We start from the raw sequence: 25,441 nt of genomic DNA, 5'->3' as shown, positions 1-25,441 counted from the left end.
GATCAGCGGGGATTTTGCCAAAACCCGACCAAATGTTGGCTGGTGGGCTGCCTGGTCGCAACCATGGGAGGTTGGGACCACGTCATAGGATCAGCATCATCGCGCGCCGTTTTCGCCCCGGCGCCGCCGCTCGGATCCGCCACGGTCCGAACGCCGTCCACCAGCCGGAAAGACCCGCCTTGCTACCGCAGTCCGCCCGCCCACGCGCCGTCCTGACCGTCACCGCCGCCCTGGCGCTGGCCGCCACACTCTCCGCATGCGGTGGGAGCGGGGGCAAGCCGGCCGCACAGAGCGCGCCGACCACCACCCCGAGCACGCCGGGCAGCCCGGCCGCGGTGCCGCCGAGTTCGACGCCGTCGTCCTCCGACAAGGTGCTGATGCCGACCGGTCCGGCCACCCAGCTCAGCAAGGCGCGGGACACCGCGGCCGGCCCGATCATGATGACCACGCTGACCGGCAAGAAGTCCGGGGTCAGCGCCAAGGTCTGGGTCTGGCTCCCGCCGGAGTACAACGACCCGAAGTACGCGAACTACGGCTTTCCGGTCCTCACCCTTTATGCGGGCGGCCAGAGCAACGGCTACAACACCTGGACCGACGACCAGCTGCCGATCCAGGTCGCCGACGCCCAGCTCTCCAAGGCGGGCAAGGCCCACCCGTTCATCATGATCATGCCGGTGCAGAACCTGATCTCCGACGAGCAGCGGGCGCTGGACTGCAGTGACATCCCCGGCCAGCCGAAGATGGGCACCTGGATGTCCCAGGACATCCCGGACTTCGTGCGCGCCAACTTCCGCACGCTGAAGAGCCGGGACGGCTGGGGCCTGATGGGCGCCTCGACCGGTGCCATGTGCAGCGCCAAGCTGGCCCTGGAGCACCCGGACCAGTTCAAGGCCGCGGTGCCGATCGACGGCTACTTCAAGCCGGACTCGCTGGACTGGAAGGGGCACGAGGCCGAGGAGCAGGCGGGCAGCCCGGACGTCCTGGTCAGCCAGGGCAAGGCCGACGTGCGGATGCTGGCGACCGCGGGCGGCGCCAACGCCGAGGAGGTCAAGCTGGTCAAGACCTGGGTGGCCAAGGCCGTGCCGCCGCTGAAGATCGACTACTACGAGCAGCCCGGCGGCAAGCACCTCACCTCGGACTTCAAGAAGATGATCCCGAACACCCTGCAGTGGCTGACCCAGAACATGGCCGGTCCGACGGCCCCCTGACGCCCGCCCGCAGAAACCGCCGAAACCCGCTCTGACCTGCACGGCAATCGAGTATTGATTCGCTACTGATCGACTGTGACCACATTGGGTGGCGGCGCCGTCTCCACCGGTCTCACCACCGGACCGAGCGGCGCCGTCCCGTCCCCCGAGTTCAGTCGTGAAGAGAGCGCCATGCAGACGCACCTTCTGTCCGTCCCCGCCCCGCGCGGCCCCGCCGAGCCGGTCCAGGCCGTCCGGCCGCCGTTCCGCTTCGCAGGGCTGCGCCTGGTCCATGCCGCACTGCGCCGCGACCTCGCCCGGCTGCCCACCGCGCTCCGGCTGCTCCAGCCCGGTGACGACGCGAGCGCGACGGCGCTGCGCAGCCACTGGGAGTTCCTCACCGCGATGCTCACCTGCCACCACGAGCAGGAGGACAACCGGGTCTGGCCGCTGCTGCGCCGCTTCGCCCCCGAACTGCGGCTGCTGGTCAACTGGTTGGAGGACGACCACCACAACCTGGACCACTCGTTCACCCGCGCCACCACGCTGATGCGGGTGGCCACCGGGGACCCGGCCAGCGCCTGGCCGGTCGCCTACGCGCTGGAGGAGCTGGCGGCCCGCCTGGAGACGCACCTGCGGGTCGAGGAGGACCAGGTGCTCCCGGCGATGGAGGAGCTGTTCTCGCCGCACTCGCGGGTCGGCACCCTGGCCGAGCTGCTCGACCTGCTGCGGGCCGCGCAGGGGCCGGGCGCGCCGGACGCGCTGGCCTGGCTGCTGGATGGGGTCGCGCCCGAGCAGGTCGAGGCGCTGATCGGCCAGTGCGACGACCTGACGGCGCGCCAGTGGCCGCACTGGCAGGCCGTCTACGCCCGCTGCACGGCCGAGTTGTGGGGAACTCCGCCGGTCGGCGAGTGAACGTCCTGTACGTGAGGGAAGTGAACGGTGCTCCCGCTGTGCCCCAGCCGGCGCCTGCTAGCGTCCTGCGGATGTCCTCACTCCTCGAACCACCCCTGTTCGCCCGCCTGACGGGCGCCTCGCGGATCCTGGTCGCGGGCGCGGGCGGCGGCTTCGACGTGTACGCGGGCCTCCCGCTGGCGCTCGCCCTGCGGGCGGCGGGCAAGGAGGTGCACCTCGCCAACCTGTCCTTCAGCCACCTGCACGGCCTGCCACTGGACGTCTGGCTGGACCAGGACGTCGCCGAGATCGGCCCGGACACCCCCTCGCACGAGCGCTACTTCCCCGAGCGCACGCTGGCCCGCTGGCTGCGCCGGCACGCCATGCCGGACACGGTCTGGGCGTTCGCCCCGGTCGGCGTCCAGCCGCTGCGGGCCGCCTACCGCGCGCTGATCGCGCACCTGGACATCGACGCGGTGGTGCTGGTGGACGGCGGCACCGACATCCTGATGTGCGGCGACGAGATGGGCCTCGGCACGCCGGAGGAGGACATGGCGAGCCTGGCGGCGGTGGCCGGACTGGACGGTCTGGTCGAGCGCCTGGTGGTCTGCCTGGGGTTCGGTGTCGATGCGTATCACGGGGTCAGCCACGCGCTGGTGCTGGAGAACCTGGCGGCCCTCGCGCGGACCGGCGACTACCTCGGCGCCCTCTCGCTGCCGCGCGACAGCCGCGAGGGCGTGCTCTACCTGGACGCCGTCGCAGACGCCCAGGCGGCCACCCCCGAGCGCCCGAGCATCGTCCAGGGCTCGGTGGCCGCGGCCCTGAGCGGCGAGTTCGGCGACGTCCGGTTCACCGACCGCACCCGGAACAGCGAGCTCTTCGTCAACCCGCTGATGGCGGTCTACTTCACGGTCACGGTGAGCGGGCTGGCCGCGCGCAACCGCTACCTCGACCGGCTGGAGCGGACCGTCCTGATGCGCCAGATCAGCTCGGTCATCGCCGAGTTCCGGGACGAACTGCCGCGTCAGCGACCGCCGCGCGCCTTCCCGCACTGACCTGCCACCAGCACGTCCCGCTCACGCCTTCTTCTTCGCGGCGGCCACGATCTTGACCGTGGTGTGCAGGAAGCGGGCGGTGCCCAGGCCCCGGTAGGACCTGCCGAACGCCGCGCCGGGATTGCCCGCCGGGCGCCCGTTGATGATGTGCGCGACCACGAAGGCCGCGTCCTCGGTGGCGCCGATCACCTCCAGGTCGCCCTTCGGGGTGCTGTGCGGGAGCTCCAGCTCGGGCGGCAGCGGCTCGGAGAGGAAGACCACGCAGAACCTGTTCTCCGCGGTGAGCTCGATCCCCCGGAACGGGTCGGAGGCGATCAGCTCCTCCACCTCCGCGACCGTGCGCAGCATGACCGGGACCGGGAAGCCGAGCGCCTGCTCCAGGTGCTCCTCGATCCGGCGGGTCAGCGCGGGCCGGTCGATCGCGGCGTCCGCGGAGAAGAAGACGTTCCCGCTCTGGATGTACGTCCGCACGTCCGCGAGGCCGAGCTCTCCGACGAGCCCGCGCAGGCGCTCCATGGTGACGGTGCGTCCGCCGACGTTCACGGCGCGCAGGAATGCGATGAAGGTCTCTGCCATGCCCCCATTGTCAGTCCCCGGTGCCAGAGTGGGTGCCATGGCTACTTGGCAGGATTTCGAGAAGGAAGCCCCCGAGCTCGCCCCCGCCGTGCTCGCCCGGCTGGAGGCCCACCGCCACCATGTGCTGGCCACGCTCCGCAGGGACGGATCGCCCCGGGTCAGCGGCACCGAGGTGCTGCTGATGGGAGCCGACCTGACGTTCGGTTCGATGCTCGACGCGGTCAAGGTGCGCGACCTGCGCCGCGACCCGCGCTTCGCCCTGCACGCCAACCCGGGCGACGGCACGATGGCGGGCGGCGACGCCAAGCTCGCCGGGCGGGCGGTGGAGATCGTCGACGAGGTGAGCCGGCTGGCCTACGAGTCCGAGCTGCCGCAGCCGCCGCCCGGGCCGTACCACGCCTTCCGGTTGGATCTCACCGAGGTGGTGCTGACCTCCATCGGCCCGGGCGGCGACCACCTGCTCATCCAGAGCTGGCGGCCCGGCGAGGAGGTACACACCGTGCGTCGCGACTGAGACCGTCAGGCCTTGGGGGACGCCTTCGGCAGCACCGAGCGCACCGCCTCCGGCGTGCGCGCGATGATGGCGTGCCCGTCGTCCGCCGTGATGATCGGGCGCTGGAGCAGGATCGGGTGCTCGGCCAGCGCGGCGATCCAGCGCGCCCGGTCGCCGTCCCCGCGGGTCCAGCCGCGCATGCCCAGCTCCTTGGCGATCGGCTCGTCCAACCGGGTGATGTCCCAGGGGTCGAGCAGCAGCCGGCCGAGCACCTCCTCCAGCTCGGCCGCGTTCGGCGGGTCCTCCAGGTAGCGCCGCACGGTGTAGTCGGCCTTGGCGGCTTCCAGCTCGGTCAGGGCGGCGCGGCACTTGCCGCAGCGTGGGTTGATCCAGATCTCCATGCCGCCAGGGTACGCACCCGTCCGGCAGCGGAACCGGAACGGGGAACTCCGCCCGACCGGTCCTCTGTTCTCCTACCGTCCGGACTCTCGGTGGAAGGCTGGAAGGCTCAGGCATGAACGGTACGCAGATCATCGACCAGCTGCTCACCCCCGCGGGTTCGGCGGACCCGTACCCGCTCTACGCCCAGGCCCACCGGCTCGGCACGGTCGCCCCGATCTGGGACGGCATGCTGATGGTGGTCGGGTACCGGACGGTCCATCAGCTGCTGCGCGACCCGGGCTTCGGCGTGGCCGACGCCGAGCGGCGGGTGGGCTTCGACCCCGACTTCGCCGAGCACGCCTCCAGCAGAATGCTCAGCCACTCCATCCTGGAGGTCAACGCGCCGGACCACGCCCGGATGCGCTCACTGATCGCCTCCGTCTTCACCGCGCGCCGGGTGGCCGCGCTGGAGCCCGCGGTGGCCGCCACGGTCCGCCGACTGCTGGAGGAGATGGCCGAACTGGGCGCCGGTGGACGCACGGTGGACTTCCTGGACACCTTCGCCTTCCGGCTGCCGGTCAGCGTGATCTGCGAGCTGCTCGGCGTCCCCGAGCAGGACCGCTACCTCTTCCGCACCCTGGCCGCCGACCTCACGGCCTCCCTGGAGATGATCGTCGAGCCGGAGGAGACGCTGGCCGCCGACGCCGCCACCGAGCAGCTCGCCGGGTACTTCAGCGAGCTGGCCGCACAGCGCCGCGCCCACCCGCGCGAGGACCTGGTCAGCGCGCTGGTCCAGGTCGCGGACGCGGCGGACGCCCGGCTCACCGACGAGGAGCTGCTGGCCAACCTGGTCCTGCTGCTGGTGGCCGGCTTCGAGACCACCACCAACCTGCTCGGCAACGGGCTCGCGCTGGCCTTCGAGCACCCGTGGACCGCGGACGGCCTGCGTACCGGCAAGGTCACCCCGGCCGGCTTCACGGACGAGGTGCTGCGCTACGACTCGCCGGTGCAGCTCACCTCGCGCCTGCCGCTCAAGCCGGGCCTGACGATAGACGGGCATCCCGCCGGCACGGGCGCCTTCCTGCTGCTCGGCGCGGCCAACCGGGATCCGGCGCGCTACGTGGACCCGGACGTCTTCGACCCGACCCGCACCGAGAGCCAGCCGCTCTCCTTCGGCGGCGGCCCGCACTTCTGCCTGGGCGCCCAGCTGGCCCGCCTGGAGTCGAACCTCGCGCTGCCCGCCCTGCTCGCCCGGTTCCCCGCGCTCACCCCGGCAGGCGACGCCGTCCGCCGCGACCGGCTGGTCCTGCGCGGTTACCAGACGCTCCCGGTCGCGCTGGCCTGAACCGGGACGAAGGTCCCGACTCTGCGAGGCGAACGGCCCCCGCCGCCCTCACGTCCACTACGAGAGGATGGAATCTCCCCACTGACCCCCCACCCCCACCACCCCCACCGGAACGGCCGAGGAGGTCCGCTGTGTCCGCACCCGCCCAGCAGCGCCGTGCCCCGGCCGTCCCGTACCGCGACGCGCCGCCCGCCCGACGCACGCCCCCTCCCGCCGCCGAACGGCGGCTCGACCCGCGCTGGGTGCGCTGGCTCCCGGTGCTGCTGATCCTCACCGACCTGGTCGTCGAGGTCGCCCTCCCGCAGCTCACCGCAGCCGGCTTCCTGCTCACCACGCTCCCCGTGCTGGTGGCCTTCGGCTTCGGCCCGCTGGCCACCGGGCTGTCCACGGTGGGCGCGCTGGCGCTGCAGCTGCTGCTCGCGGCCCGGGTCGACCACCTGATCGAACACCACCACCTCTGGGTCTACGTCTCGACGCTGCTGGCGGGCCTGGCCGGCGTCGCGCTCTCGCACCAGCGCACCCGCCAGGACGGCTACCTGGTGCGCGCCCGGACGGTCAGCGAGGCCCTGCAACGGACCGTGCTGCGACCGGTGCCCGAGCTGGTCGGCGGGCTGCGCACGGCCGGCCTCTACCGGGCGGCCGAGGCCGAGGTGGCGATCGGCGGCGACCTCTACGAGGTCTGCCACACCCGCTTCGGCACCCGGATCCTGCTCGGCGACGTCCGCGGCAAGGGCCTGGAGGCGGTCCGGACGGTGGCCGACGTGCTGGGCGCCTTCCGTGCCACCGCCCACGAGACGGCGGACCTCGGCGAGCTCGCCGAGCAGCTGGACCGCCAGGTCCGCCGCGAGGCGGCCGAGTGCGGCGACGAGGAGCTCTTCGTCACGGCCGTCCTGGTCCAGCACGAACCCGACTCAGGCCGAGCCGAGGTGATCAGCCGGGGCCATCTTGACCCGGTGCTGCTGACCGGCGGCACCGTGCAGACCGTGCACTGCCCGCAGGACCTGCCGCTGGGCCTGGGCCACCTGCGCGCCCAGGGCCCGCCGCCGGTCACCTCGGTCCCGCTCGGCGCAGGGCAGACCCTGCTGCTGCACACCGACGGCGTCACCGAGGCCCGTGACCCGGCCGGCCGGTTCTACCCGCTGACCGACCGCCTCGCCGAGCGCTTCCAGGGACGCACCACCGTCGCCCCCGACCAGCTGATCGCCTTCCTCGCCGAGGACGTCTGCGCCCACGGCGGCCAGGCCACCGACGACCTGGCCGTCCTCGCGCTCTCCCCGCTCCCCACGACCTAACCAACGAGACCCTCATCCACCCCCGCACGCGCGAACTCCTCGGCCCGGCCGCACCATCCACCTGCACGCCACCGACTCCCCGCCGCAGCTGTCCGCCGAGTGGCTGCTCGACCTCACCGGCGACACCCTCACCTGGACCCGCACCCACACCAAGGCCGCCGTGGCCGTCCGCGCCCCCCTGACCGACCTGCTCCTCCTCGTCTACAAGCGTCGCCCGGCCACCGGCGCACCCATCGAGATCCTCGGCGACGAACAACTCCTGCACTTCTGGCTGGACCGCGTCAGCTTCGAGTGACCCTCACAGCCCGTTCTCGTCCAGCCACGCGCGCGAGCTCCGCATGCGCGCCTCGAAGACCTCCCGAGCCTGCGGGTTGATCGCCCTCAGCGCGACCAGCGCCGAGAGCGCGACATCGACCAACTCGTTCTCCACGTCCTCCCAGGTGTGCGACACCCCCTTACGCGGATTCTGCCCAGTCACCCCGATCACGGCCTGAGCAGCCTCCCCGGCCTCCTCGCTGACCTTGAGCACCCGCAGAATCCGTTGCTGCTCAGGAGAGTTCGGGCTCCCCGCATCGATCCACCGGTCGAGCCGATCGACGTTCTCCCACATCAGATCGTCCACGGGCGTCCTCTCCTAGGGGTCAGCGCTCCATCATCCGCATGCCGGCCTTGTTGTGGGTGTCTCCCGCGGCCGGGGGGAGGCTGCTCAGAGCGGCTAGCTGCTCGTCGGTGAGGTGGACGGCGTCGGCGGCGGTGTTCTCCTCGACCCGGGCGACGCGGCGGGTGCCGGGGATGGGCGCGATGTCGTCGCCCTGGGCGAGCAGCCAGGCGAGGGCGACCTGTGCCGGGGTGGCGCCGATCTCGGTGGCGATGTCGGCGACCTGGTCGGCCAGGTGCAGGTTGTGCTGGAAGTTCTCCTCGGCGAACCGCGGGTTGTCGGCGCGGAAGTCCGAGGGGTCGAACTGGTCGGTGGAGCGGATCGTGCCGGTCAGGAAGCCGCGCCCGAGGGGCGAGAAGGGCACGAAGCCGATGTTCAGCTCGCGCAGCACCGGCAGCACCCGGGCTTCGGGGTCGCGGGTGAACAGCGAGTACTCGGACTGGACGGCGGTGATCGGGTGGACGGCGTGGGCGCGGCGGATGGTCTCGGGGCCGGCTTCCGAGAGGCCGATGTGCCGGATCTTGCCCTCGGCTACCAACTCGGCCAGCGCCCCGACGGTCTCCTCGATCGGGGTGCCGGGGTCGACGCGGTGCTGGTAGTACAGGTCGATGCGGTCGGTGCCCAGTCGCCTGAGCGAGCCCTCGACGGCGGCGCGGATGTTCGCCGGGCTGCTGTCCGGGCCTGCCTGGCGGCCGGTGTGGGAGATCAGGCCGAACTTCGTCGCGAGCACGACCTGGTCCCGGCGGCCCTTCAGGGCGCGGCCGACGAGCTCCTCGTTGACGTAGGGGCCGTAGACCTCGGCGGTGTCGATGAGCGTGACGCCCAGCTCCAGGGCGCGGTGGACGGTGCGAACGGACTCCGCGTCGTCGGTTCCCGCGCCGGTGTAGCCGTGGGACATGCCCATCGCGCCGAGGCCGATCCGGGAGACATCCAGGTCACCCAGTGTGATGTGCTTCATGATTCTCCGATCATCATGGGCGGCTGAGCAGCCAGTGCGGGCCGACGGTCCAGCCGAGCAGGCGGCGCGAAGTGCCGTCTCCGGCGGTGCCGTCGTGCTCGAATTCTCCACCGGAGGCGACCAGCGCGAGGCCAGCCATGGCCGGGGCCAACCGGGTGGGGTGGTCAGCCATGAGCTTGTCGAGCACCGCCGTACGGGCCTGCGGTGTGCAGAGTGACAGGTGGAAGATCATCTGCCGCCAGGCGAAGGCGGCGTTCTTGATCGTGGCCATCGGGTACGGGAGCCGCTCGGCCCGGGCCGCCAGTCGGGCGGTGGTCGCGAAGGCGCCGAGGGCGAGGGTGTCCCAGCCGTCGGCGGGGGTGGCGCCGACGGGACCGACCAGGGTGGCCAGGTTGTGGGTGGTGAGGATCTGGGCCTGTTCGATCACCGTGCCGTTGCCTGCGACCGACCAGGAGGAGGCTGCGCGGCCCGCCCGCTGCCCGCACAGGGCGGAGAAGCCGGCTGAGGTGACGGCGCGTCGGCCGCGATCCGGCTCGTCGAGCGGCATGGCGCGAACGGCCGGGTAGTCGATGCCGAAGTACCGCTCGTAGAGCGTCCCTTCCAGCAGGTCGGTGGCGATCTTGGCGGCCGCGAGGTACTTCGGAGTGAAGCTGCCCATGAAGATGTCGGCGGCCAGCTCCTCCACGAACGGCGTGCCGGTCCCGGCCCGGCGGGCCAGCGCCGCGAGTTCGCTCACCAGCGGGTTCGGCAGGATGGTGCCGGGAAAGGCGTTGACCGCCAACCCGCCCAGCCGCCGCAGGACTTCGAGCTCGCGCCCGCCGGTGCTACGGTGCGCCTCGACCGCCCGCACCCAGGGGAGCTCCTCAGCCCGCACCTGGCGCGCGTAGTCGAGCAGCAGGAGCGAGCGCCGCCCGGCGAAGGCCCGGTGGTGGGCCGCCGCGAGGGCGCCGATCGCCCGGTCCGGGTAGGCGTCCGCCTGCGCCGCCGAAGCCAACTGCGGTGCCAGCTCTGCCAGTACCTCGGCCGAGGGCACCAGGCCGAGGCTGATCAGGGCCTCGACCGGAGCACTGGTGGCAGCCAGCACCGGCTTGCGCAGCTCGGCCGGGAACGCCGTGCCGACCGGGATCCCGCCGTTCTGCGCCTCGGCCGGGCCTGTCGGCGCGAGTACGTGCGCGGGATCGGCCAGCCCGTCGTCCTGGGGCAGTTCGGCGAGCCGGGCCACCAGCAGCTGGGCCAGCGCGGAGTGGGAGGGCAGGGCGGCCTGCGCGGCCTGGGTCCGGCGCAGCGCGGTGTGTCGCTCGGAGCCGGGCAGGCCACGCCGGCGCACCATCGACTCGGCCGCGAGCCGCAGCAGCCCGGTCATTCGGGGGGTCAACTCCTCTCCAGCTACCGTCAGTTCGAGGGCGGCCCGGAGGACACCGAGGTTCTGCCGCGGGCTGCGGTGCTTGCCGCACAGCCGGTTTGCGGCAGCCAACGTCCGGTAGCGGAGGAGGAGTTCGGCCCCGCGCTGGTGCCACCCGGGGTCCGGGACGTGGCGCAGCACTCGGCCGTCCGACCCGGCGGTCTCCAACCAGTGGGCGAGCAGTTCGTCGGAGAACGGCAACCAGACCGTCAGCGCCTCGCGTTGCGTCTCCACCGCGTGGTTCGGGCCACGTCGTTCCAGAGCGGCGACAGTATCCGCGACGGTCTGCCGGTGCACGGCGTCGGCCTCGGGTGACGGGCCGTCGCCGATCGGCGGGGTGAACCGCAGGCGGGCGGCGAACGGCGCCAGCACGGTGACCAGTTCGAGGGCGGCGTCCTGCTCGCCGGCCCGCACCAGCCAGGCCACCGTGAGCAGCGCGGCCTCCTCCGGCACCGTCACCCGGTAGCGCCCGCCGTCCAGTAGCTCCCAGAGCCGGGCCAGTCCGGCCTCGGTGAGCGAGTGGGCGAACAGCTCGGCCCGGTCCGCCGGGATGCCCGCCGCCCGGCAGGCCTCGGCCTCGTACGGCTGGAGGGTGCCTTCGGCACAGGCCCGGCCGCTGGCGAAGCCGCCGTGCAGCACCTCAGGGGTGACCCACGCGGGCAGGCCGGCCACCGGGGTCCGCGTGCCGATCTGCAGGCTGCCGTCCTTCATCCCGGCCAGCGCCGCGCGCCACCGGTCCAGGCGGCCCTCGGCCCGCGAGCGGGTCGCGGCGTCGGGGTGCGAGAGCGCGGTGACGAACGCCCGGGCGAGCTGCCCGTGGGCGTAGTCGGTGGAGACGGCGACGGTCGGGTGCTGCTGATCAGCGTTCTTGTCCATGGCCGACATGGCGGGCCCTGCCCCCGCGCCCTCCAGATCCCGAGTCCGGCGCTCTACCTACCTGAGCTACACGTCGCTGGCGGCCACCCTACGGAGCAGCCCCGGCGACGGGCAACGCGATTTCCCGCAGGCCAGCGGGCCTCTACAGGTCGCAGTACTACATGGAGAAGCTTTGACCAGCGGCTTTGCAGTGCCTGATTGATCATCTTGCACAGCCGCTGCACAAAGAGTTGACGAGGATTGCCGAATGCTGATCAGTTCACGTAGGGATTCCTCAGAGTCATCGGGGTTCGCGCGATTTCCAGAGTGGACTGAGGGAAACGTGGACCTGCTGTGTAGTAGCGGGCCCGGGTCCGGCCGACCGGTTCGAGGATCTGCGCGGTGACGAGGTCGCGGAGGTCTCGTTGCGCCTGCTGCAGGCTCAGGCCTTCGGCCTGCTCGTATCGGGAGCGGCGGACGCGGCCGGCCATGGCCACGTCGTGGAGGGCGGTCACCGCGCGCTCGTCCAGGCGGTTGTTCTCAGCGAAATCGGAGAGCGATCCCCATACCCGCCCGGAGCGGTCGATTCGGCCTTGTACTGTCTGGGTCTGCTGGTGGTAGGCAGTCAGGTTGAAGCGAATCCAGCTGGAAACGTCCTGGTCGGGGACGTACTCCGGTCCCCGGTCGGCGAGTTCGCGGTAGTACTCCCAGGTGTTGCCGGGGCGGCCCAGCCATGCCTCGATGGACGAGAACTCCGGGGCCAGGACTCCTTCGCGAGCGATCATGAGTGTTTGCAGCGAGCGGGACATCCGGCCGTTCCCGTCGGCCCAGGGGTGGATGGAGACGAGGTGCAGATGTGCCATTGCAGCTCGTACCAGTAGGTGGGTTCCATCATCGGCGTTGAGCCAGTCGACGAGTTCATTTATCAGCACGGGAACGCGCTCGGCGTCCGGGGCAGTGTAGGCCGCGATGCTGGGGTCACGGGCGTCGGTGACGTAAACCGGGCCACGACGCCACTGCCCGGCAGGCTTTCGCACGGTGTGGCGATGACCCTGCAGCATCCAGTGCAGTGCGTTGAGCAGGCCGTTGCTGTAGCTGAAGTCCTGTGCGTCGTGGAGTGTCTGGATGTACGTCATCATCTGCTGATACGCCAGGGTTTCTTGGCGGTCTTCCTCCGAGACCTCGACATCGCGCTCGCCGTCCATCAGGTCTTCGACGTCGACCGTGGACACCTTGAAGCCCTCGATGGAGTTCGAGGCTGCGACGGCATCGGCGGTCAGGAACTTGCGGAGTCCGGCAGTCCATTTCGACGGCGCTGTGCGCACTTGGTGCCGCATTTCCTCTCGCATGCGGTCGATCTCGCCGAGCACAGGTTCGTCGACAGGGCTGAGGGTGGGGGTCGGGTAAAGCATGCAGGAATAATACATTGACGCAGTCATTGTGTCAATATGGCGAGCGAAGGCCGTGAGATTGGAGGGGTGGGCCACCTTCGGCTCGTCGGAGAAGCCGCAGATGTGATGGGGATCGCCGAGTCTGCCGCGCACCGGCTCATCAGAGCAGGGGAGTTCCCTTTCCCCATGGCGAGGGCGGGGCGGAGCTACAAGGTCTCCGTCAGAGCCCTCATGCACTTCAAAGATATTCCGGACGCTATCGTCCATGTCGACGACGTCGAGAACGGCGCCCTCCATGCGAGTTGCGGCGCACTGTGAGCCTTGATGCCGTCAGCCGGAGGCTTTCCCCTGCATGAGCTGCGGAGGGCCTGGAAAGAAGGGCTGCCACCCTGATCTTGGCCCGAGATTTTCACCGACACGGCATCTCCGCAGGTCAGCAAATCGCTGACCTGCGGAGACTCAAATATGAGACCGCACGTTTCCGCAGGTCAGAGGCCTACAGGTCGGTGTACTGATCGAACATGCCTCTGACCTGCAGAAATAGTGACCACCTAGAAGATCATTTCACAACCAGTGCACACGCGGCGGCCTCAACGGATGAGAAGAGCCGCGACGTGTCGGGCCGTGATGAGAGGTCGCGCGGCCGGGTGTTGGGCGGCACTACGGAGTGCCACCGAAGCGCGAACCCACCCCTGGCCGCGAGGTGGGCGAGCTGGGAGGACAGAGGTGGTGGCCAGGGCGACGACGATAGTCAGCCCGGACCCGGATGGACGCCCCGATACACGGGCTAACCGAGTTGGCTGGCCCGGACCAGTCGGCGGTGTTGGCTGGCGGGACGCTGGATGGGCGGCTCGCCCGCGGTTGGTAGGTTGAGTGGATGGTGGGCTGTGTCTCCTGGTGTCCGGCGCCGGCGGCACGGTGTGCACTGCAAGTACGGTGCCCGCCTCTGGTCCTAGGATGGCTCGTCAAGACGAGAGCATGGCGGACTCTGTACGGCTGGGGGCGGCATGGCTGGCTACACCTTCATTGAGCTCACTGCATTGCCTACCAAGCCGCGAGGCACAGCGATCAGTCCGGCGTGGCGGTACCTCAAGGGTGCCCATGCCACCGTTCAGGGAGTGTTCGACGGGCTCACCGCTGTTTGGGTTGCCAAACAGAAGGATGACCCCCGTGGTCGGCTTGGCAGGGATGAAGCGGATCTGCTGCGGGCCGCCATCGTCTTCACCTCCAGCGGTATCGATGCCTGCGCCAAGAGGCTACTCCGGGACACCGTCCCGCTGCTGATCAATGGCAATGCCAATGCCGCGAGAAAGTTCGATGACTATGTGAAGCAGGATCTTGCTGAGGGGCCATCAGACTCTATGTCCAAAGCGATCCTCAGCCTGAATCCGCGCGAGGAGATGGTCCGGCTGTACGTCGCAGCACGCGCTAAAGCCAGCTTTCAAGGCAGTGGCGACTTGAAGTCGCGCCTCTGTGACACCCTCGGCCTGACCAATGCTCAGATGCCAGCGGCGAAGCTCAAGGCTCTCGATGACTTCTTCATCGCGCGAAACGCCATTGTGCACGATCTTGACTACGTCAACCCGAGCGGGACGAGTGAGGCCCGAAACGTGCGGAGTCTCGATGGTGTGTGGGCAGAATGCGACGCAGCTCTGGTACTGGTCGCCGAAATCATCGCCGAGGTCGCGGTGAACATTCGAGCTCTACCGAAGGTGTGAACCACCCCGCTGCCTCTGGTGGTACCTGGCGGCTCCCGCTTGGCTGAACTGGGCCAACGGCAGGAACGAGGTCTTCTACGAGTAGGCTGTGAAAATGATTGATATCGCAATCCCAAGGAAAATTCCAATGCCAAGCCACCGAAATCTTCCTTCCCAGTCGGGGAGGACTATTGGGGGAGGTGGCGTTACTCTTGCCTCAACTCGTTTCGCGATCTCCGCAAGTGATACAGTCACTTGCTTGAGCTCTGCTGTGTGGATGCTGCCACCTTTTAGATGATTAATTTGATCTGTTGCAGTGCCAAGGATTTCAATGCTGCTTTCGAGTCGGACTGCGAGCTCGTCGAGGCTGCCATTGTTGTGAGATCCGAGAATTCCCTCAAGGCGCCTAACTAGATTAGCAAGCGATTCGAAGTCGATTCTTGTAGAGAGCCGGGAAAGCTGATCCGCGGCTTGGGCTATCTGGCCTGCCACGTCTTCGTTGATGCTGCGGCTTGCATGGGTGAGAAGGCCGGCGACGTCCTCATTTATCCGATGTGAGGCGTATGTGAGCCGGTCGGCTACGTCTTCATTTATACTTCGGGCGGCCACGGAGAGCTGGCTGGCCGTGTCGGGTGAGATTATTCCGTCGCGCAGGGCATTTTCGAGCAGCTGGGAAAGCCTAGGTGCCGACTTTCCCAGCTTTGCGAGTGTGGCCTTGGTTTTCGGGTCGATCTCATGGTGAATATTGATATCGCCATGCTGGTCGCCGCCGATAAATGCACCGTTGCCGTAGTTGTTTTGAACCGGCTGCGACTTTTGAGGCACTGGGGCGTCGGCGGTCACCCGCCGTTCCGGGTGCTGATATTGATTTCACCATAGTGATTGTTGCCGATGAACACCCCAGAGCTGTAGTTGTTTTGAGAGCCGATGGTATTCGCCCTGTTTGGTGCTGCGCTCGCGAGTTCCTCGATATCGGCCCGGGCGTCGGTGTGGGCACCAAGAAAAGCTGCGAACAGCTCGGTCCAGTTGTCGGTGACGGCGCGCTCAGTAATCTCGCGCCGGCTCAGCGCTTCCGCGTGCTCATTCAGCATCTGCAAGGCGGAGGTCTCCTCGTGGGGGTTGCTACTGCGACGGAAGATGGCTGAGATCCGAGTGCTCAGTACGTCGACCTGGCCTTGGAGTAGGTAGGAGAGAACTCCACTGGCGGCTCCCGTGCTCACTGCCATAACTGCTTCTCCGTACATGGGACGGTTCTCCTTTGAAGTAGCTGGACAGCCCTCGAATGGGTTGCACAACCCGGCCTGGACCGTCTTGCGTGCCAGGTTCGTCGACAGTATCGGCCGTAGTGCGGTCCTGGCCGGGCAACGTTGAGCGCTGTCTGAAAGGCGATGCTGGGATGTCTGTGCACCGCGTCTACTGCGCGGACAGGTGCCTTCCTCACTCACGAGGTACCTGGGCCAGGTCGACACGGGTGGGGAGGACGGCCGGAACGATGCCGCCGTGGGAGGGCGATGACGACGCCGTCGAGTGTGACCTCAGTCGGGAAGCAGGCGGTGCAGGGCGCTGGCCTGATCGATCAGGAGCGGGACGAGCAGGGTGACAGCGGCGCAAGTCCCGGCGACGGTAAGCACCGCGATGAGCAGGCCAAGGATGACGGGGTGAGCAGGACGGCGGTGAACCGAGCGGGTGGCGCCCGCGGCTCGACGGCTGGTCAGCTCACGGGTCCGGTCACGGACGGTGGCGAGGCCGATGTTGAGCAGGCCAAGCGCGGCGGCCAGGAGCGTGGTCAGAGCGATGCCGAGGAGGGCCTTGTGGAGGCAGGAAGGTCCTCGGCGAGTTGGGTCGGCGGTGTGGGCACGCCGGACTTCTACCTCGCCCGGGTCCAAGCTGTTGGCGTCGCTGCGGAGGAGGTTCCAGCCACTGCGCCAATGGTTCACCGCGCGGCTACCCGGCAGCAGTAGCCTCCCATGGTTGGCCCGCCGCCCGACGCAACCTCCCTTTCCGGGCGGGCTCTTGGCGTACTGCTGATAGCATCAACGGCCAACCGGGCACCTTCCGGCGCATCAATCGCAGGAGGCGTTGTGCTGCACCAGCCGGTCCAGTCCACTAATGTCCTGTCCGTCGGCTACGACGACTGCTCCAGCACTCTGCAGATCGCCTTCCACAGCGGATCGCTTTACGAGTACACGCGCGTGCCCGCGCAGGTGCACACCGCACTGATGGCTGCCGCGAGCAAGGGCGGGTTCGTGGCCCGGTATATCAAGGGACGGTACCCGACCCGCAAGCTTGCGGGCTGACCCGGCTCTGAGTCCCACTCGTTCCTGGCCAAGTCGAGGCGTGCGTGCAGATTTGTGATGTGTCGGTCGAGGGTTTTCGCTGCCTCGCGGAGATCAAGCAAGTGCCGGTCTTGCGGCAGACCGTACTGACCGGCCAGAACGAGGGGGGCGGGAAGACGGCGCTGTTGGACGCCCTCGCGTTCTTGTTGAAGGGCACGGCACTCAGCGAGCGTGACCTGACCTACCTCGGTGAGGGTGAAGCCGAGGATGCCGGCGTACAGGCACGCGTTGCATTCTCCATCGTTCGGCACTCTCATGAGATGACTCGCCCATGGGGCATCCGGTCGCTGCTACCGAGCCCGCGTCGGTGCTGATCGAGAGATTTGGGAGCGCTTGGACTCGACGGCGAGTCCACCCGTGAGTGGGATGCCCGGGGATCGGCGTGTCGACGGCTTCGGGGTACGCCTTTCGCACAGAGCCTCCCCTGTTACCCGTGCGGAGTAGCCTCCCGCTGTGGACACCCAGGAGCTCATAAAGCGTCACCCGGTGCTCTGGCACATGGCCGACGCCCGCGCCGAACAGCTGATCAACCAGCACGGACTTCTCAGCACCGCGGTGCTCCTCGACCTCTTCGAAGTCGACGACGCCCAATGTGCCCGAATCCTCGGCACCGTCCGGCGCTCCAGCATCCAGATCAAGCACCCCGTCCACGGAAGCGCCATTATCCGCGACCAGACCCCGCTGATCGGCCTTGAGGACAACCTCGCCGACGGCACCACCGCCCAACAGTTCCTCGACGCCCTCAACTCTCGCGTCTTCCTCTGGGCCGACCAGGACCGGCTGACCAAACTCCTCAATAGCTCCCGGTACAGGCCCATCCGGCAGACCGTCTTCAGTATCAGCACCGCCGAACTGCTCAAGCGCCACGGCGAGCGCGTCCAGCTCAGCGCCTTCAACTCCGGCGCCATTCCCCAAGGCAAGAACCTCCCCCGCGACGCACGCTTCTTCACCAGCCCCGAAGACTTCCCCGGCCCCGCCGTCCTCACCCGCAGAAGCAGTCGGAAGGTCGCCGAGGTCACAGTCCTTGACGCCATTCCCGACCTGGCCGAACTGACCACCGCCACCAAGCACTGGCAGCACGGCATCAGCCTCGACTGAACTTCATCACACGAGTCACCCGAAAGGAGTTCTAAGTTCGGGTTTCTACGACAGAAGGACAAGTAACTCAGAGTGACCGAGTTGGGTAGCCCTCCATCTGGAGGGCTACGAACTCGGCACGGGCCTGCCGGACGGCTTCGGGGTACGCCTGGCGCTTCTCGTGTTCGGCGAGCGCCCGGTAGATGCTAGGAGCGTGTCCCAGTAACGGGCAACCCGCCTTCGTTTCGTGATCTTTCGTGCGAGATGATGGCGGTATGCGTGGTGGGGATGGGCTGTTCGAGGTCGAGCCGGTCGAGAAGAAGCAGCCGCAGGACCGTCCGGCGGCGGTGGACAAGCGGTTCAGGGCGTTCGACCCGCACCAGGTCCTGCTGCTGCCGCCGTCGCTGGACGACTGGCTGCCGCAGGACCACCTCGCCCGGTTCGTGGCCGACCTGGTCGACGAGGTACTGGACCTGGGGCCGGTCCTGGCGGACTACACCGAGAAGCGGGGCTACCCGCCGTATGACCCCAGGCTGATGCTGCGCCTGCTGATCTACGGCTACACCACCGGGGTCCGCTCCTCGCGGGCGATCGAGCGCAAGTGCGCCGACGACGTCGCGTTCCGGTTCCTGGCCGCCGACCAGGCCCCGGACTTCCGCTCGATCTCACGGTTCCGCCGCCGCCATCTGGACGCTCTCGCCGGCTTGTTCACGCAGTTGCTGCACCTGGCGCAGAGGCTGGGCATGGTCAAGATGGGCCGCGGCGCCCTGGACGGCACGAAGCTGGAGGCCAGCGCCTCCAAGCACAAGGCGATGAGTTACGGCCACCTGGTCGACAAGGAAGAGCGAATCAAGGCCGAGATCGCCACCCTGGAGGCCATCGCCGCCGCCCTGCTGGCCGCCGCCGAGGCGACCTACACCGCCGAGGACCAGCGGTTCGGCGCCGACGGCAAGGACACCGACCTGCCCGCCGAGCTGGACCGCCGCGAGAAGCGCCTGGCCAAACTGCAGGCGGCCCGCGCACAGATCGAGGCCGAAACCGCCGACAAGGCCCGCGCCCACGCCGAGGAGAAGGAACGCCGCCGCCAGGAGCGTGCCGGCGCCGACGACGCGCAGGCCGTGACCGACGCCGGCGAGGCGGCCGCCGCGAAGTCCCGTCCCAAGCCCAAGGCCCAGGCCAACTTCACCGACCCCGACTCGCGGATCATGAAGAACGGCGACGGCGCCTTCATCCAGGCCTACAACGCCCAAGCCGTCGTGGACGCCGAACACCAGGTCATCACTGCCGCCGACGTGACGACCAACGCCTCCGACGCGCTGAACTACACCACCATGCTCGACCAGTGCGCAGCCAACACCGGCGCCCACCCCAAGCAGGCACTGGTCGACGCCAGCTACTGCTCCCAGACCAACCTCGAAGCCGCGAGAGAGCGCCAAGCGCCAACTGACCGGAAAGCAGAGGGTTTGCCGGGCAGCACGGGATGGCCCGTCGGCGGTCGGTGCCGGCGGGCTGGGTAGCGAGGCTGTCAGGCGGTCGTGGGGGTCAGGGTGACGTCGTGGCCTAGGGCGTTGAGCTGGCGGACGAGGTCGCGGGTCTTACGGGCGGGATCTTGGTGGCGGGTGTGCCAGTCGGAGCCGAGGTCACGAAAGCGGCTGTGGGGGTTGGTCATCAGGTGCCAGACGATGACGAGGATCGAGCGGGCGACGGCGACCAGGGCCTTCATGTGGCCGCGGCGTTTGACCAGGCGCCGGTAGCGGGCGCCGAGGAAGGTGCCGGTGCGGGCCGCGGAGATCGCGGCCTCGCCGAGCGCACCGCGCAGCCAGGGGTTGCCCTTGCCGGTTTTGCCGGAGGTGTTCTTGTTGCCGGACTGGATCGTGCGCGGGGGCAGTTTCGCCCAGGAGACCAGGTGCCCTGGGGTGAGGAAGACCGCGGCGAGGTCGAGTCCGGTCTCGGCGAGGATCACCTGCGCGGTGCCGGGTCCGATGCCGGGGATCTCGTCGAGCCGCTCGATGTCGGACATCGGCACCAGCAGGCCCTGCCCCGTGCCGTCCGTGGAATCGGTGTCGGTGAACGTGGTGGGCGCGTGGTCGGCGAACAGGTGCGTGATCCGGGCGGTGAGCTTGTCGATCTGCATGGTCAGGTGGTCGATCATGTCGAGCAGGGTGCGCATCATGAAGGCGTGGTGCTCCTCGAAGCCGCCGCGCAGGGCCTCGGCCAGCTGGGCCGGGGAGGCCTTCACGGTGCCGTGGGCCAGGGAGGCCAGCGCGATCGGGGACCGTTCGCCGGCGATCAGCGCTTCCAGCATGGCCCGGCCGGAGACGCCGTAGATGTCGGAGAGCACCGTGGCCAGCTTGATCTGGGCGTGGTGGCCGAATCTGTTGTAGCGCACGGGGAGCACGGTGCAGGTCACCGGAGTCGACATATACGTGAACCATCCCGAGTTGCACTTGGGGCGACCGACTGGGTTCAGCTTTCCCTCGCGCTGGAGGCAGCCCCGCAGCCAGCTGCGAAACCCACGTGGCAATACGGCTCCGAGCCCAGCGGGGACTCGTCAAAGTAGTCTCTTCACGGAGCCCCAGAGGCAGGACAGCGAACGACCCGACCTGGCATTCACCACAGTCTTCGACGGCTCGCTCCTGCTGTCTGACGGCCGCATGGCCGTCGGTGACGTCGAACAACTGCCCCGTTTCGTCTACCAGGTCGGCCACCGCAGTGAGTTCGACGTGCGTGTCGCAGTGGATTCGCCGGGGGTGATTGCCGGCGCCATCGACGTCACGATCACCCGACGCAGCGGCTAATCCGGGGAGGACGACCAGCCCAGTACGCGCTGGCCACTCAGTCTCCAGTCCCCTCCAGCAGCAGGATCATGATCTAACACTGGAGTTCTATGACATGAACGCTGTACGGACCACTGCCTGGCTGACGGCCTCATAGAATTCGGCGTCCTCCGGACGGCTGGCGCCTTTCAGCGCATTGAAGACTGCGATGATCTCGCCAATGCCGTGTCCATCATTCTCATCGAGAAGCAACTGGCCGATGCGAAAGCGGGCCTCAAGCAGCAGGCGGTCATCCGACGCACGACACGAAGCCAGGTCGTCCACGAGCATGCGGAGATGATTCAGCGCCTCCTTCAGGTGCCCCAGGTGCGCTAGGCAACAACCGTGCCTGAAACGACACCACGCGGCCTCTTCTGCATAATCACGCCCAAGCGCCTCCAACTCTCCTTTCAGGTGGGCGAAGCGAGGAAGCGCCTCACCGATCTGGCCCCGCTCAAAGAGGACCTGAGCCTGTGTAAGTCGCACATCGATCGGCATGGGATCGTTCGGGACGGCTGGTGCCAGCACCTGGGCATAGTTCAGTAGCGTCGGAACCCTCGGACCGACTGCGTTCCGTCCCACGGAGTTGAGCTGTTCACGATATTCCTGAGCAGACGCTGGGCGGTCGCTCATCCGTTTCGCCAGCCCGGCCATGATGACCTCTTCCAGCACGGGGTCGACACCAGGGCACAGCAGACTTAGCGGATTCGGCGCGCGCTTTAGGTGCTTAAGCATGACACTCGCGACATCGCCGGAGAATGGCGGTTGGCCAGTGAGGAGTTCGTAGAGTACACAGGAGAGGGAGTAGAGATCGCTACGTGGATTTACGTCGCGGCCCTCGAGTTGCTCTGGGGGCATGTAGGTCACGGTGCCCAGGACCCTGTCGCCCTGGGTCAGCCGCGCTTGATCCGTTCTGAACATCCTGGCCACCCCGAAGTCCAGGACTATGATTCGCTGGTCGCCGGTAAGCATGAGGTTGGCCGGCTTGATGTCGCGGTGGATGACCGGGACTGTGTGGGTGTATTCCAGGACGTCGCAGATCTGAACAGCAATAGACACGACCTCCTGCTCGGTAAAGCTGCCTCCTTTCCCGATAATCTCTGCGAGGTCTCGACCGAGGACATGTTCCATTACAAAATAGGATCTATCTTGGCCAGATCCCATCCGGGCGCCAAGGAATGCCGGGATACCCGCGTGCTTCAACTGCGCGAGCAGTCGGGCTTCCCGCGTGAAACGCTCGGCCAGCTCGTCCGGGGGGCAGGAACCCAACAACTCCTGATGGATTAGCTTGACGGCGACGGATTGCCGCGAGTCTCGATCACGCCCGAGCCAGACCTCGCCCATGGCGCCGCTTCCGAGTAGCTGACGGAGCTCGTAGCGTCCGTCTATAAGGCGCCATTCACTCCGCACCAGAACCGTCGCCCATTGCGTCCGTGTCGGTCAGGATTTCCTCAGCAAGGTCAGTGAGCGTACCCTCGCCCGGCAAGTACCAACGAGCCGTGCCCTGTACTGCAAGAGGCCGTTCGACCCACCCGGCCTCTTCCCACATCTGCATTACCAGCGCCGACGGCGAGTAGCGCTTATCATCTACCGCCCAGATCAGGGGTTTGCGAACGTCATTGACCCAGGACGCTAGGCCCCGTTCCGGAGCTCTGCTCAACCAGTGGTGAAGTGCAGCCCTCTCTGTGTCGTGCGTGGGCCGGTAGATTAGTTGAGTTCCGTCCTCAATGCGACCATGCTCCACCAGCACAGGAACGGAGTTAGGGCGTCGCTGCTTACGACCTGGCTGCTGAGGAGTAGAGGGACGTTGATCGGCACCTTGCTCCATGGATAGCAGTACACCCGACACCAGGTGTCGGCAGCTCTCCGCGCTGCGAAAAGTCAGGTTGACAATTCTGTATTGGCCGTATCGGGCATTCAGTTGATCGCGGAGTCTGTCGAGAATAGCACCGGTCCGTTTAGCGGTAGGTTCGAGCCGTTCTTCCCAATCGTCACCCGGATCGTCGATACCATCGATGCCAATCAGCTGGAATGCGATGTGGATGATCAGCAGATCGGCCTGTTCGGCAATGACACGGTCACGGCCTTCAAGGTTTTCATTAAGGGTGGCCAGTTCATTGCGGACCCCACGCATAAACCTGACGGATCGCCAGATCTGCAGAGCTGAAGGTCGGCTACCGAAAATCTGAGAGTAAATCCCATCGGGGCCTTGGCGCCACAGGACATCCATGTCTTGCCGAATGCGGGCGGCCATCGACGCATCCGGATGCGAACAGGCCAGGGCAAGAGCGGCTTCGACTACGCTGCAACCTGCGGCAGGTGCCGGCTCCTGCACGCCTCGCTTGAGGACGTACGACTTCCCCAACGACAGAGAAAAATCCTCACGGATAAGCTCCTGCTGAGGATCGAGCGCAGCAAAGTCCCTTTCCTGCACACTATTTTGCTTATTGGTGGCCTGGGTGATCCGTTGTGCGAGGTCAACAGGAGCGCCGTCCAGACAGATTACTCGGATTGAGACGGCTGCATCCTGGACGGCCCCGGAGTCTCGCGTGTGGGCGTAATGAAGAGAAGCAACAGTCTGCGCGCCATTGACGACCCGGGCGTTAATCATCTCAAGATGTACCGGATGGCTTGTCGGCTGCCGAAGGCTGGAAAATCTAGTGCGGATCGAATCACACAGAACCGTGATCCCATTATTGAAGTACCAGAATTCATGGGGGCTTTCCAGCAAAGTTTCGACCATGCCTGCGTTGACACTGGTGAGACCCAGGGAGTAACGGACATTCTGGTCAAAGAGCTTTTCCCCGTGTTCCGCATACCATGCCGCCGGCTCGTCGGCGGCCACGGTCCCAACAAACGTCTGATAGGGAATCGTATTCGTGTGCCAGCCCTGGGTCAGCATGGCTTTGACCGATACCGGAGCTGGGCGAGTATCTTGCCGGGCGGCCGCATGGAAGTCGGCGAATCCCAAGACGCGGAAGTCGAGTAGCTCTCCGTGCGCGTTGTACTCCGCCACTGCCCTGTCTAGTAGATCTTGACCCTCGAGTGTCAGGCCATTTTCGCCCAAGGCCGCCAGGACAAGGTGGATTCGCGGCGTATATCCATTAAGCACCGAATTGACTTGACCAACGAGCCGCTGAAACTTCCCGTTGAACCGGTCGTATTGATAGTCAACCAGCCGTTCGAGGCCCTGCAGTAGCTTTGAAACGGCTGTTCCGTCCAGCCGTGCCGCTCCCCTGTTGCTCCACTTTGCCTGGACCAGCCAGATCTCAGCAGTGACGGGTGAGATCAGCACAGCGTCGATGCCGTGGTCGTCGGCTCCGTCGGTCACCGCCTCTGCCGCCTCCGCCGCTGTGTAGTCGGCGACCAGCATCGCTGCCTTTGCAGCCAGGGCTCGTGAGAGGAAGACTTGCTCGCGCTGTGCCTCAGGGAGACCTGGGAGGTCGGTCAGGTCCAAGAGGTCTGCGAACTGCCGGGTCAGGGCGTGGCGCACCTGACGAACCTGCAACGGCATGCCGGTCCGATCTTCCATCGTGCCCCCCTTCAGGTCGATTGCTTAGGGAAACGCTGTGGCGTGCCACGCGCAATAGGTTAAGCGTGCTGCTGCACGTACTCCACGACCAGCGGGCTCGCCACCACGCAGCCGACGTCAGTGGATGTCCCTTCTAGCACTGCGCTGACTCGGGCGAGGCCGGTCACTACAGCGGAGGTGCTGACCTCGGTGCGCTCGGCGTCAAGTGCTGCCAGCAGGTCACGAAGGCCCTTGCGGGGCAGCGGAGCGATCGGCTCAGGGAAGGGCTCAGCGTCTGCCCCGGCCTCCGGTCCAAGCTCATCCGGGGAATTAGCCAGCACGTCAACAACCTGTCCAGCGCTGGTGACGAATATCGTCCCGGCGCTGTAGCCGCCGTCGATCCCAGTAAGCGCAGGACCGTCAACCTGGGTTGGCAGCCGACCAAGCAAGTGTCGGGCCGATCCGTGCAACAGCAGTCGACGTTGGCCTCCTGCCTCGTGACTGAGATCCGAGTCCACAAACAAGACCAGGCCCTGATACCTATCCCGCAGCGTGACCCAGTCCAGCCGTGTCTCGAATTTGATCCAACTGCCGGTACCAATATTGGCATCTGTGTGGTACCGCAATTTGCGGGCCAGGGTTTTTTCTACCTGCTTCAAATGGCGCCGCAGATCGTGGACATTGTTCGAGGTGGGCGTCGTCACGCCTACCCCAGCAAAGGGCAATCCAGCTTTTAGTGTGACAGAGGGAAGAGCTCGGCGCGGCTCTGGCAGGAACTCCCTAAGCTTGCCCTCGGATAGGTAGATGACCTCACGCACTGGACCCCCCAGGCTCTCTGCTTGTCTTGTCCGCACTGTACCCGAGAGGCGGTGAGAAACTGTCAGTTGTGGCCGGTCCTGTACGGAGGTATCGGCCCGGCGCCGCTGTCGAAGGTGTCCGCACTGCCCAAGCTGGCGGCGATGTCGAGCTCGGCTCTGCTGGCCGTCCTGGCGATGCAGCTCCGCTGCGGGGCTTCGTCAGTGAGGCCACCGACATACCCAGGGCGCTTTCGAACGTGCCAAGGCGAACGCGCCCCCAGGGTGCCAGTCGCGGTTACCAGCGTGGATCAGTCTCGGGGCTTGGGCGACAACTCGGTGACGTTTCCAGCGTGATGATGCTCGGTTCGTAGAAGCTGGTTGTCGTGGTGCAGGGCCGCGATCACCGTGGCGGCCGCCGTGAGCCGGTGGTTCAGCTCGGTGATCTCCGCCTTGGCGTCAGCGAGCTTGCGCCGAAGTTCCCGCAGTTCCGCGTCCCTGCGAGCCTCCCCCGGGGTGACGGCGCCGTGCTCGGCGACGTGAGCGTCCCACTCGGCCAGCACGTCCTTGGCTCGGAACACGGTGGCGGGGATGACCCCGGCCTCCCGGCCGAGGTTGTCCTTGGTCAGCCTACCGTCCGTACGTCGCGGCTGACCGGTGAACAACCGCGCCATGGCCTCACGCAAGGACCGTTCGGCGGCGGCGGAGACACCCGCTCCTGTC

Annotated in this window: 26 protein-coding genes, 1 tRNA gene and 1 pseudogene; 13 read left to right on the top strand and 15 right to left on the bottom strand. The window is 67.3% G+C overall.

The genetic code is table 11. The features are described 5' to 3' along the window. Positions 1-179 precede the first annotated feature (179 nt). From P3T37_RS21195 to P3T37_RS21185, 3 genes are all read left to right on the top strand, one after another. Positions 180-1,208 carry an alpha/beta hydrolase-fold protein gene (locus P3T37_RS21195; protein ID WP_280725319.1) on the top strand — a complete coding sequence of 343 codons (1,029 nt, stop codon included), beginning with the start codon at positions 180-182 and terminating at the stop codon, positions 1,206-1,208. Between the two features lie 75 nt (positions 1,209-1,283). Beyond that, a complete protein-coding gene (locus P3T37_RS21190) occupies positions 1,284-2,102 on the top strand; it encodes a hemerythrin domain-containing protein (RefSeq protein WP_280725318.1) in 819 nt (272 codons plus the stop codon). A 71-nt stretch (positions 2,103-2,173) separates the two neighbouring features. Then, the gene (locus tag P3T37_RS21185) at positions 2,174-3,136 is read left to right on the top strand and encodes a DUF1152 domain-containing protein (protein ID WP_280725317.1); all 963 of its coding nucleotides are present in this window, start codon (positions 2,174-2,176) and stop codon (positions 3,134-3,136) included. 21 nt (positions 3,137-3,157) lie between these two features. Here P3T37_RS21185 and P3T37_RS21180 read toward each other — a convergent pair whose 3' ends face one another. Further along, positions 3,158-3,712, bottom strand: a complete 555-nt coding sequence (locus P3T37_RS21180) for a DUF1697 domain-containing protein (RefSeq protein ID WP_280725316.1) — start codon at positions 3,710-3,712, stop codon at positions 3,158-3,160. A gap of 37 nt (positions 3,713-3,749) precedes the next feature. Here P3T37_RS21180 and P3T37_RS21175 point away from each other — a divergent pair, with 37 nt between their 5' ends. Next, positions 3,750-4,226 (top strand): pyridoxamine 5'-phosphate oxidase family protein, encoded by a 477-nt coding sequence (locus tag P3T37_RS21175; RefSeq protein WP_280725315.1) that lies wholly within the window; start codon positions 3,750-3,752, stop codon positions 4,224-4,226. A gap of 5 nt (positions 4,227-4,231) precedes the next feature. On the opposite strand, the gene P3T37_RS21170 is transcribed toward P3T37_RS21175, so the two are convergent. Continuing rightward, positions 4,232-4,606 (bottom strand): ArsC/Spx/MgsR family protein, encoded by a 375-nt coding sequence (locus P3T37_RS21170; RefSeq protein ID WP_280725314.1) that lies wholly within the window; start codon positions 4,604-4,606, stop codon positions 4,232-4,234. A gap of 113 nt (positions 4,607-4,719) precedes the next feature. Here P3T37_RS21170 and P3T37_RS21165 point away from each other — a divergent pair, with 113 nt between their 5' ends. The 3 genes from P3T37_RS21165 (at position 4,720) to P3T37_RS21155 (ending at position 7,518) form a co-directional block, all read left to right on the top strand. Then, positions 4,720-5,931: a cytochrome P450 gene (locus P3T37_RS21165; RefSeq protein ID WP_280725313.1), complete on the top strand. Its 1,212-nt coding sequence runs from the start codon at positions 4,720-4,722 to the stop codon at positions 5,929-5,931. A 131-nt stretch (positions 5,932-6,062) separates the two neighbouring features. Next, entirely contained in the window at positions 6,063-7,223 is a 1,161-nt protein-coding gene (locus tag P3T37_RS21160; RefSeq protein WP_280725312.1) for a PP2C family protein-serine/threonine phosphatase, read from the top strand. 55 nt (positions 7,224-7,278) lie between these two features. Continuing rightward, positions 7,279-7,518 carry a hypothetical protein gene (locus P3T37_RS21155; protein WP_348533268.1) on the top strand — a complete coding sequence of 80 codons (240 nt, stop codon included), beginning with the start codon at positions 7,279-7,281 and terminating at the stop codon, positions 7,516-7,518. A 3-nt stretch (positions 7,519-7,521) separates the two neighbouring features. Here P3T37_RS21155 and P3T37_RS21150 read toward each other — a convergent pair whose 3' ends face one another. The 5 genes from P3T37_RS21150 to P3T37_RS21130 form a co-directional block, all read right to left on the bottom strand. After that, complete coding sequence (locus P3T37_RS21150; RefSeq protein ID WP_280725311.1) at positions 7,522-7,845, bottom strand: MazG-like family protein; 324 nt, start codon at positions 7,843-7,845, stop codon at positions 7,522-7,524. Positions 7,846-7,864: 19 nt separating this feature from the next. After that, positions 7,865-8,839: an aldo/keto reductase gene (locus P3T37_RS21145; RefSeq protein ID WP_280725310.1), complete on the bottom strand. Its 975-nt coding sequence runs from the start codon at positions 8,837-8,839 to the stop codon at positions 7,865-7,867. Positions 8,840-8,852: 13 nt separating this feature from the next. Further along, positions 8,853-11,117 carry a hypothetical protein gene (locus tag P3T37_RS21140; protein WP_280725309.1) on the bottom strand — a complete coding sequence of 755 codons (2,265 nt, stop codon included), beginning with the start codon at positions 11,115-11,117 and terminating at the stop codon, positions 8,853-8,855. Continuing rightward, positions 11,117-11,193: transfer RNA gene (locus P3T37_RS21135), tRNA-Pro, on the bottom strand. The genes P3T37_RS21140 and P3T37_RS21135 overlap by 1 nt, the downstream gene beginning before the upstream one ends. Before the next feature lie 178 nt (positions 11,194-11,371). Then, a complete protein-coding gene (locus P3T37_RS21130; RefSeq protein ID WP_280725308.1) occupies positions 11,372-12,508 on the bottom strand; it encodes a Fic family protein in 1,137 nt (378 codons plus the stop codon). A gap of 986 nt (positions 12,509-13,494) precedes the next feature. Between P3T37_RS21130 and P3T37_RS21125 the strand changes: the two genes are divergently transcribed. Beyond that, positions 13,495-14,205, top strand: coding sequence for a hypothetical protein (locus tag P3T37_RS21125; RefSeq protein WP_280725307.1), 711 nt, complete (start codon positions 13,495-13,497; stop codon positions 14,203-14,205). Between the two features lie 75 nt (positions 14,206-14,280). Here the strand turns inward: P3T37_RS21125 and P3T37_RS21120 are convergent, their stop codons facing one another. The 3 genes from P3T37_RS21120 to P3T37_RS21110 form a co-directional block, all read right to left on the bottom strand. Further along, a complete protein-coding gene (locus P3T37_RS21120; RefSeq protein WP_280725306.1) occupies positions 14,281-15,027 on the bottom strand; it encodes a hypothetical protein in 747 nt (248 codons plus the stop codon). After that, complete coding sequence (locus P3T37_RS21115) at positions 15,024-15,281, bottom strand: hypothetical protein (RefSeq protein WP_280725305.1); 258 nt, start codon at positions 15,279-15,281, stop codon at positions 15,024-15,026. Before P3T37_RS21115 ends, P3T37_RS21120 begins: the two co-directional genes overlap by 4 nt. A 438-nt stretch (positions 15,282-15,719) precedes the next feature. After that, positions 15,720-16,121 carry a hypothetical protein gene (locus P3T37_RS21110; RefSeq protein ID WP_280725304.1) on the bottom strand — a complete coding sequence of 134 codons (402 nt, stop codon included), beginning with the start codon at positions 16,119-16,121 and terminating at the stop codon, positions 15,720-15,722. Between the two features lie 144 nt (positions 16,122-16,265). Between P3T37_RS21110 and P3T37_RS21105 the strand changes: the two genes are divergently transcribed. The 4 genes and pseudogenes from P3T37_RS21105 to P3T37_RS21090 all read left to right on the top strand — a co-directional run. Further along, positions 16,266-16,481 carry a KTSC domain-containing protein gene (locus tag P3T37_RS21105; RefSeq protein ID WP_280725303.1) on the top strand — a complete coding sequence of 72 codons (216 nt, stop codon included), beginning with the start codon at positions 16,266-16,268 and terminating at the stop codon, positions 16,479-16,481. A 59-nt stretch (positions 16,482-16,540) separates the two neighbouring features. Next, on the top strand, positions 16,541-16,834 hold the full coding sequence (locus P3T37_RS21100; protein WP_280725302.1) for a hypothetical protein: 294 nt from the start codon (positions 16,541-16,543) through the stop codon (positions 16,832-16,834). Positions 16,835-16,973: 139 nt separating this feature from the next. Further along, positions 16,974-17,618 (top strand): hypothetical protein, encoded by a 645-nt coding sequence (locus P3T37_RS21095; RefSeq protein WP_280725301.1) that lies wholly within the window; start codon positions 16,974-16,976, stop codon positions 17,616-17,618. A 272-nt stretch (positions 17,619-17,890) separates the two neighbouring features. After that, a pseudogene (locus tag P3T37_RS21090) lies at positions 17,891-19,033 on the top strand (IS1182 family transposase); the annotation flags it as partial. Between the two features lie 89 nt (positions 19,034-19,122). Here P3T37_RS21090 and P3T37_RS21085 read toward each other — a convergent pair. Next, positions 19,123-19,986, bottom strand: coding sequence for a transposase (locus tag P3T37_RS21085; protein ID WP_280725300.1), 864 nt, complete (start codon positions 19,984-19,986; stop codon positions 19,123-19,125). A 265-nt stretch (positions 19,987-20,251) separates the two neighbouring features. Here P3T37_RS21085 and P3T37_RS21080 point away from each other — a divergent pair, with 265 nt between their 5' ends. Continuing rightward, complete coding sequence (locus tag P3T37_RS21080; RefSeq protein WP_280725299.1) at positions 20,252-20,395, top strand: hypothetical protein; 144 nt, start codon at positions 20,252-20,254, stop codon at positions 20,393-20,395. Between the two features lie 87 nt (positions 20,396-20,482). Here P3T37_RS21080 and P3T37_RS21075 read toward each other — a convergent pair whose 3' ends face one another. From P3T37_RS21075 to P3T37_RS21060, 4 genes are all read right to left on the bottom strand, one after another. Then, a complete protein-coding gene (locus P3T37_RS21075) occupies positions 20,483-21,823 on the bottom strand; it encodes a serine/threonine-protein kinase (RefSeq protein ID WP_280725298.1) in 1,341 nt (446 codons plus the stop codon). Next, positions 21,813-23,945 (bottom strand): AIPR family protein, encoded by a 2,133-nt coding sequence (locus P3T37_RS21070; protein WP_280725297.1) that lies wholly within the window; start codon positions 23,943-23,945, stop codon positions 21,813-21,815. The genes P3T37_RS21075 and P3T37_RS21070 overlap by 11 nt, the downstream gene beginning before the upstream one ends. 59 nt (positions 23,946-24,004) lie before the next feature. After that, a complete protein-coding gene (locus tag P3T37_RS21065; protein WP_280725296.1) occupies positions 24,005-24,742 on the bottom strand; it encodes an SAVMC3_10250 family protein in 738 nt (245 codons plus the stop codon). Between the two features lie 287 nt (positions 24,743-25,029). Then, positions 25,030-25,392: a hypothetical protein gene (locus tag P3T37_RS21060; RefSeq protein WP_280725295.1), complete on the bottom strand. Its 363-nt coding sequence runs from the start codon at positions 25,390-25,392 to the stop codon at positions 25,030-25,032. Between the last annotated feature and the right edge of the window lie 49 nt (positions 25,393-25,441).

This window comes from Kitasatospora sp. MAA4, from assembly GCF_029893355.1.
Classification (GTDB): Bacteria; Actinomycetota; Actinomycetes; order Streptomycetales; family Streptomycetaceae; genus Kitasatospora.
Note: the sequence above shows the minus strand (reverse complement) of the source record. Positions and strands in the feature narration are given on the sequence as shown.

Bases quoted from the DNA above. Each gene is read 5' to 3' on its own strand.
- P3T37_RS21125 (WP_280725307.1), top strand. From the start codon at position 13,495: ATGGCTGGCTACACCTTCATTGAGCTCACTGCATTGCCTACCAAGCCG.
- P3T37_RS21060 (WP_280725295.1), bottom strand. From the start codon at position 25,392: ATGGCGCGGTTGTTCACCGGTCAGCCGCGACGTACGGACGGTAGGCTG.
- P3T37_RS21175 (WP_280725315.1), top strand. From the start codon at position 3,750: ATGGCTACTTGGCAGGATTTCGAGAAGGAAGCCCCCGAGCTCGCCCCC.
- P3T37_RS21140 (WP_280725309.1), bottom strand. From the start codon at position 11,117: ATGGACAAGAACGCTGATCAGCAGCACCCGACCGTCGCCGTCTCCACC.
- P3T37_RS21180 (WP_280725316.1), bottom strand. From the start codon at position 3,712: ATGGCAGAGACCTTCATCGCATTCCTGCGCGCCGTGAACGTCGGCGGA.
- P3T37_RS21185 (WP_280725317.1), top strand. From the start codon at position 2,174: ATGTCCTCACTCCTCGAACCACCCCTGTTCGCCCGCCTGACGGGCGCC.
- P3T37_RS21070 (WP_280725297.1), bottom strand. From the start codon at position 23,945: ATGGAAGATCGGACCGGCATGCCGTTGCAGGTTCGTCAGGTGCGCCAC.
- P3T37_RS21080 (WP_280725299.1), top strand. From the start codon at position 20,252: ATGGCCGTCGGTGACGTCGAACAACTGCCCCGTTTCGTCTACCAGGTC.
- P3T37_RS21130 (WP_280725308.1), bottom strand. From the start codon at position 12,508: ATGCTTTACCCGACCCCCACCCTCAGCCCTGTCGACGAACCTGTGCTC.
- P3T37_RS21145 (WP_280725310.1), bottom strand. From the start codon at position 8,839: ATGAAGCACATCACACTGGGTGACCTGGATGTCTCCCGGATCGGCCTC.
- P3T37_RS21165 (WP_280725313.1), top strand. From the start codon at position 4,720: ATGAACGGTACGCAGATCATCGACCAGCTGCTCACCCCCGCGGGTTCG.
- P3T37_RS21170 (WP_280725314.1), bottom strand. From the start codon at position 4,606: ATGGAGATCTGGATCAACCCACGCTGCGGCAAGTGCCGCGCCGCCCTG.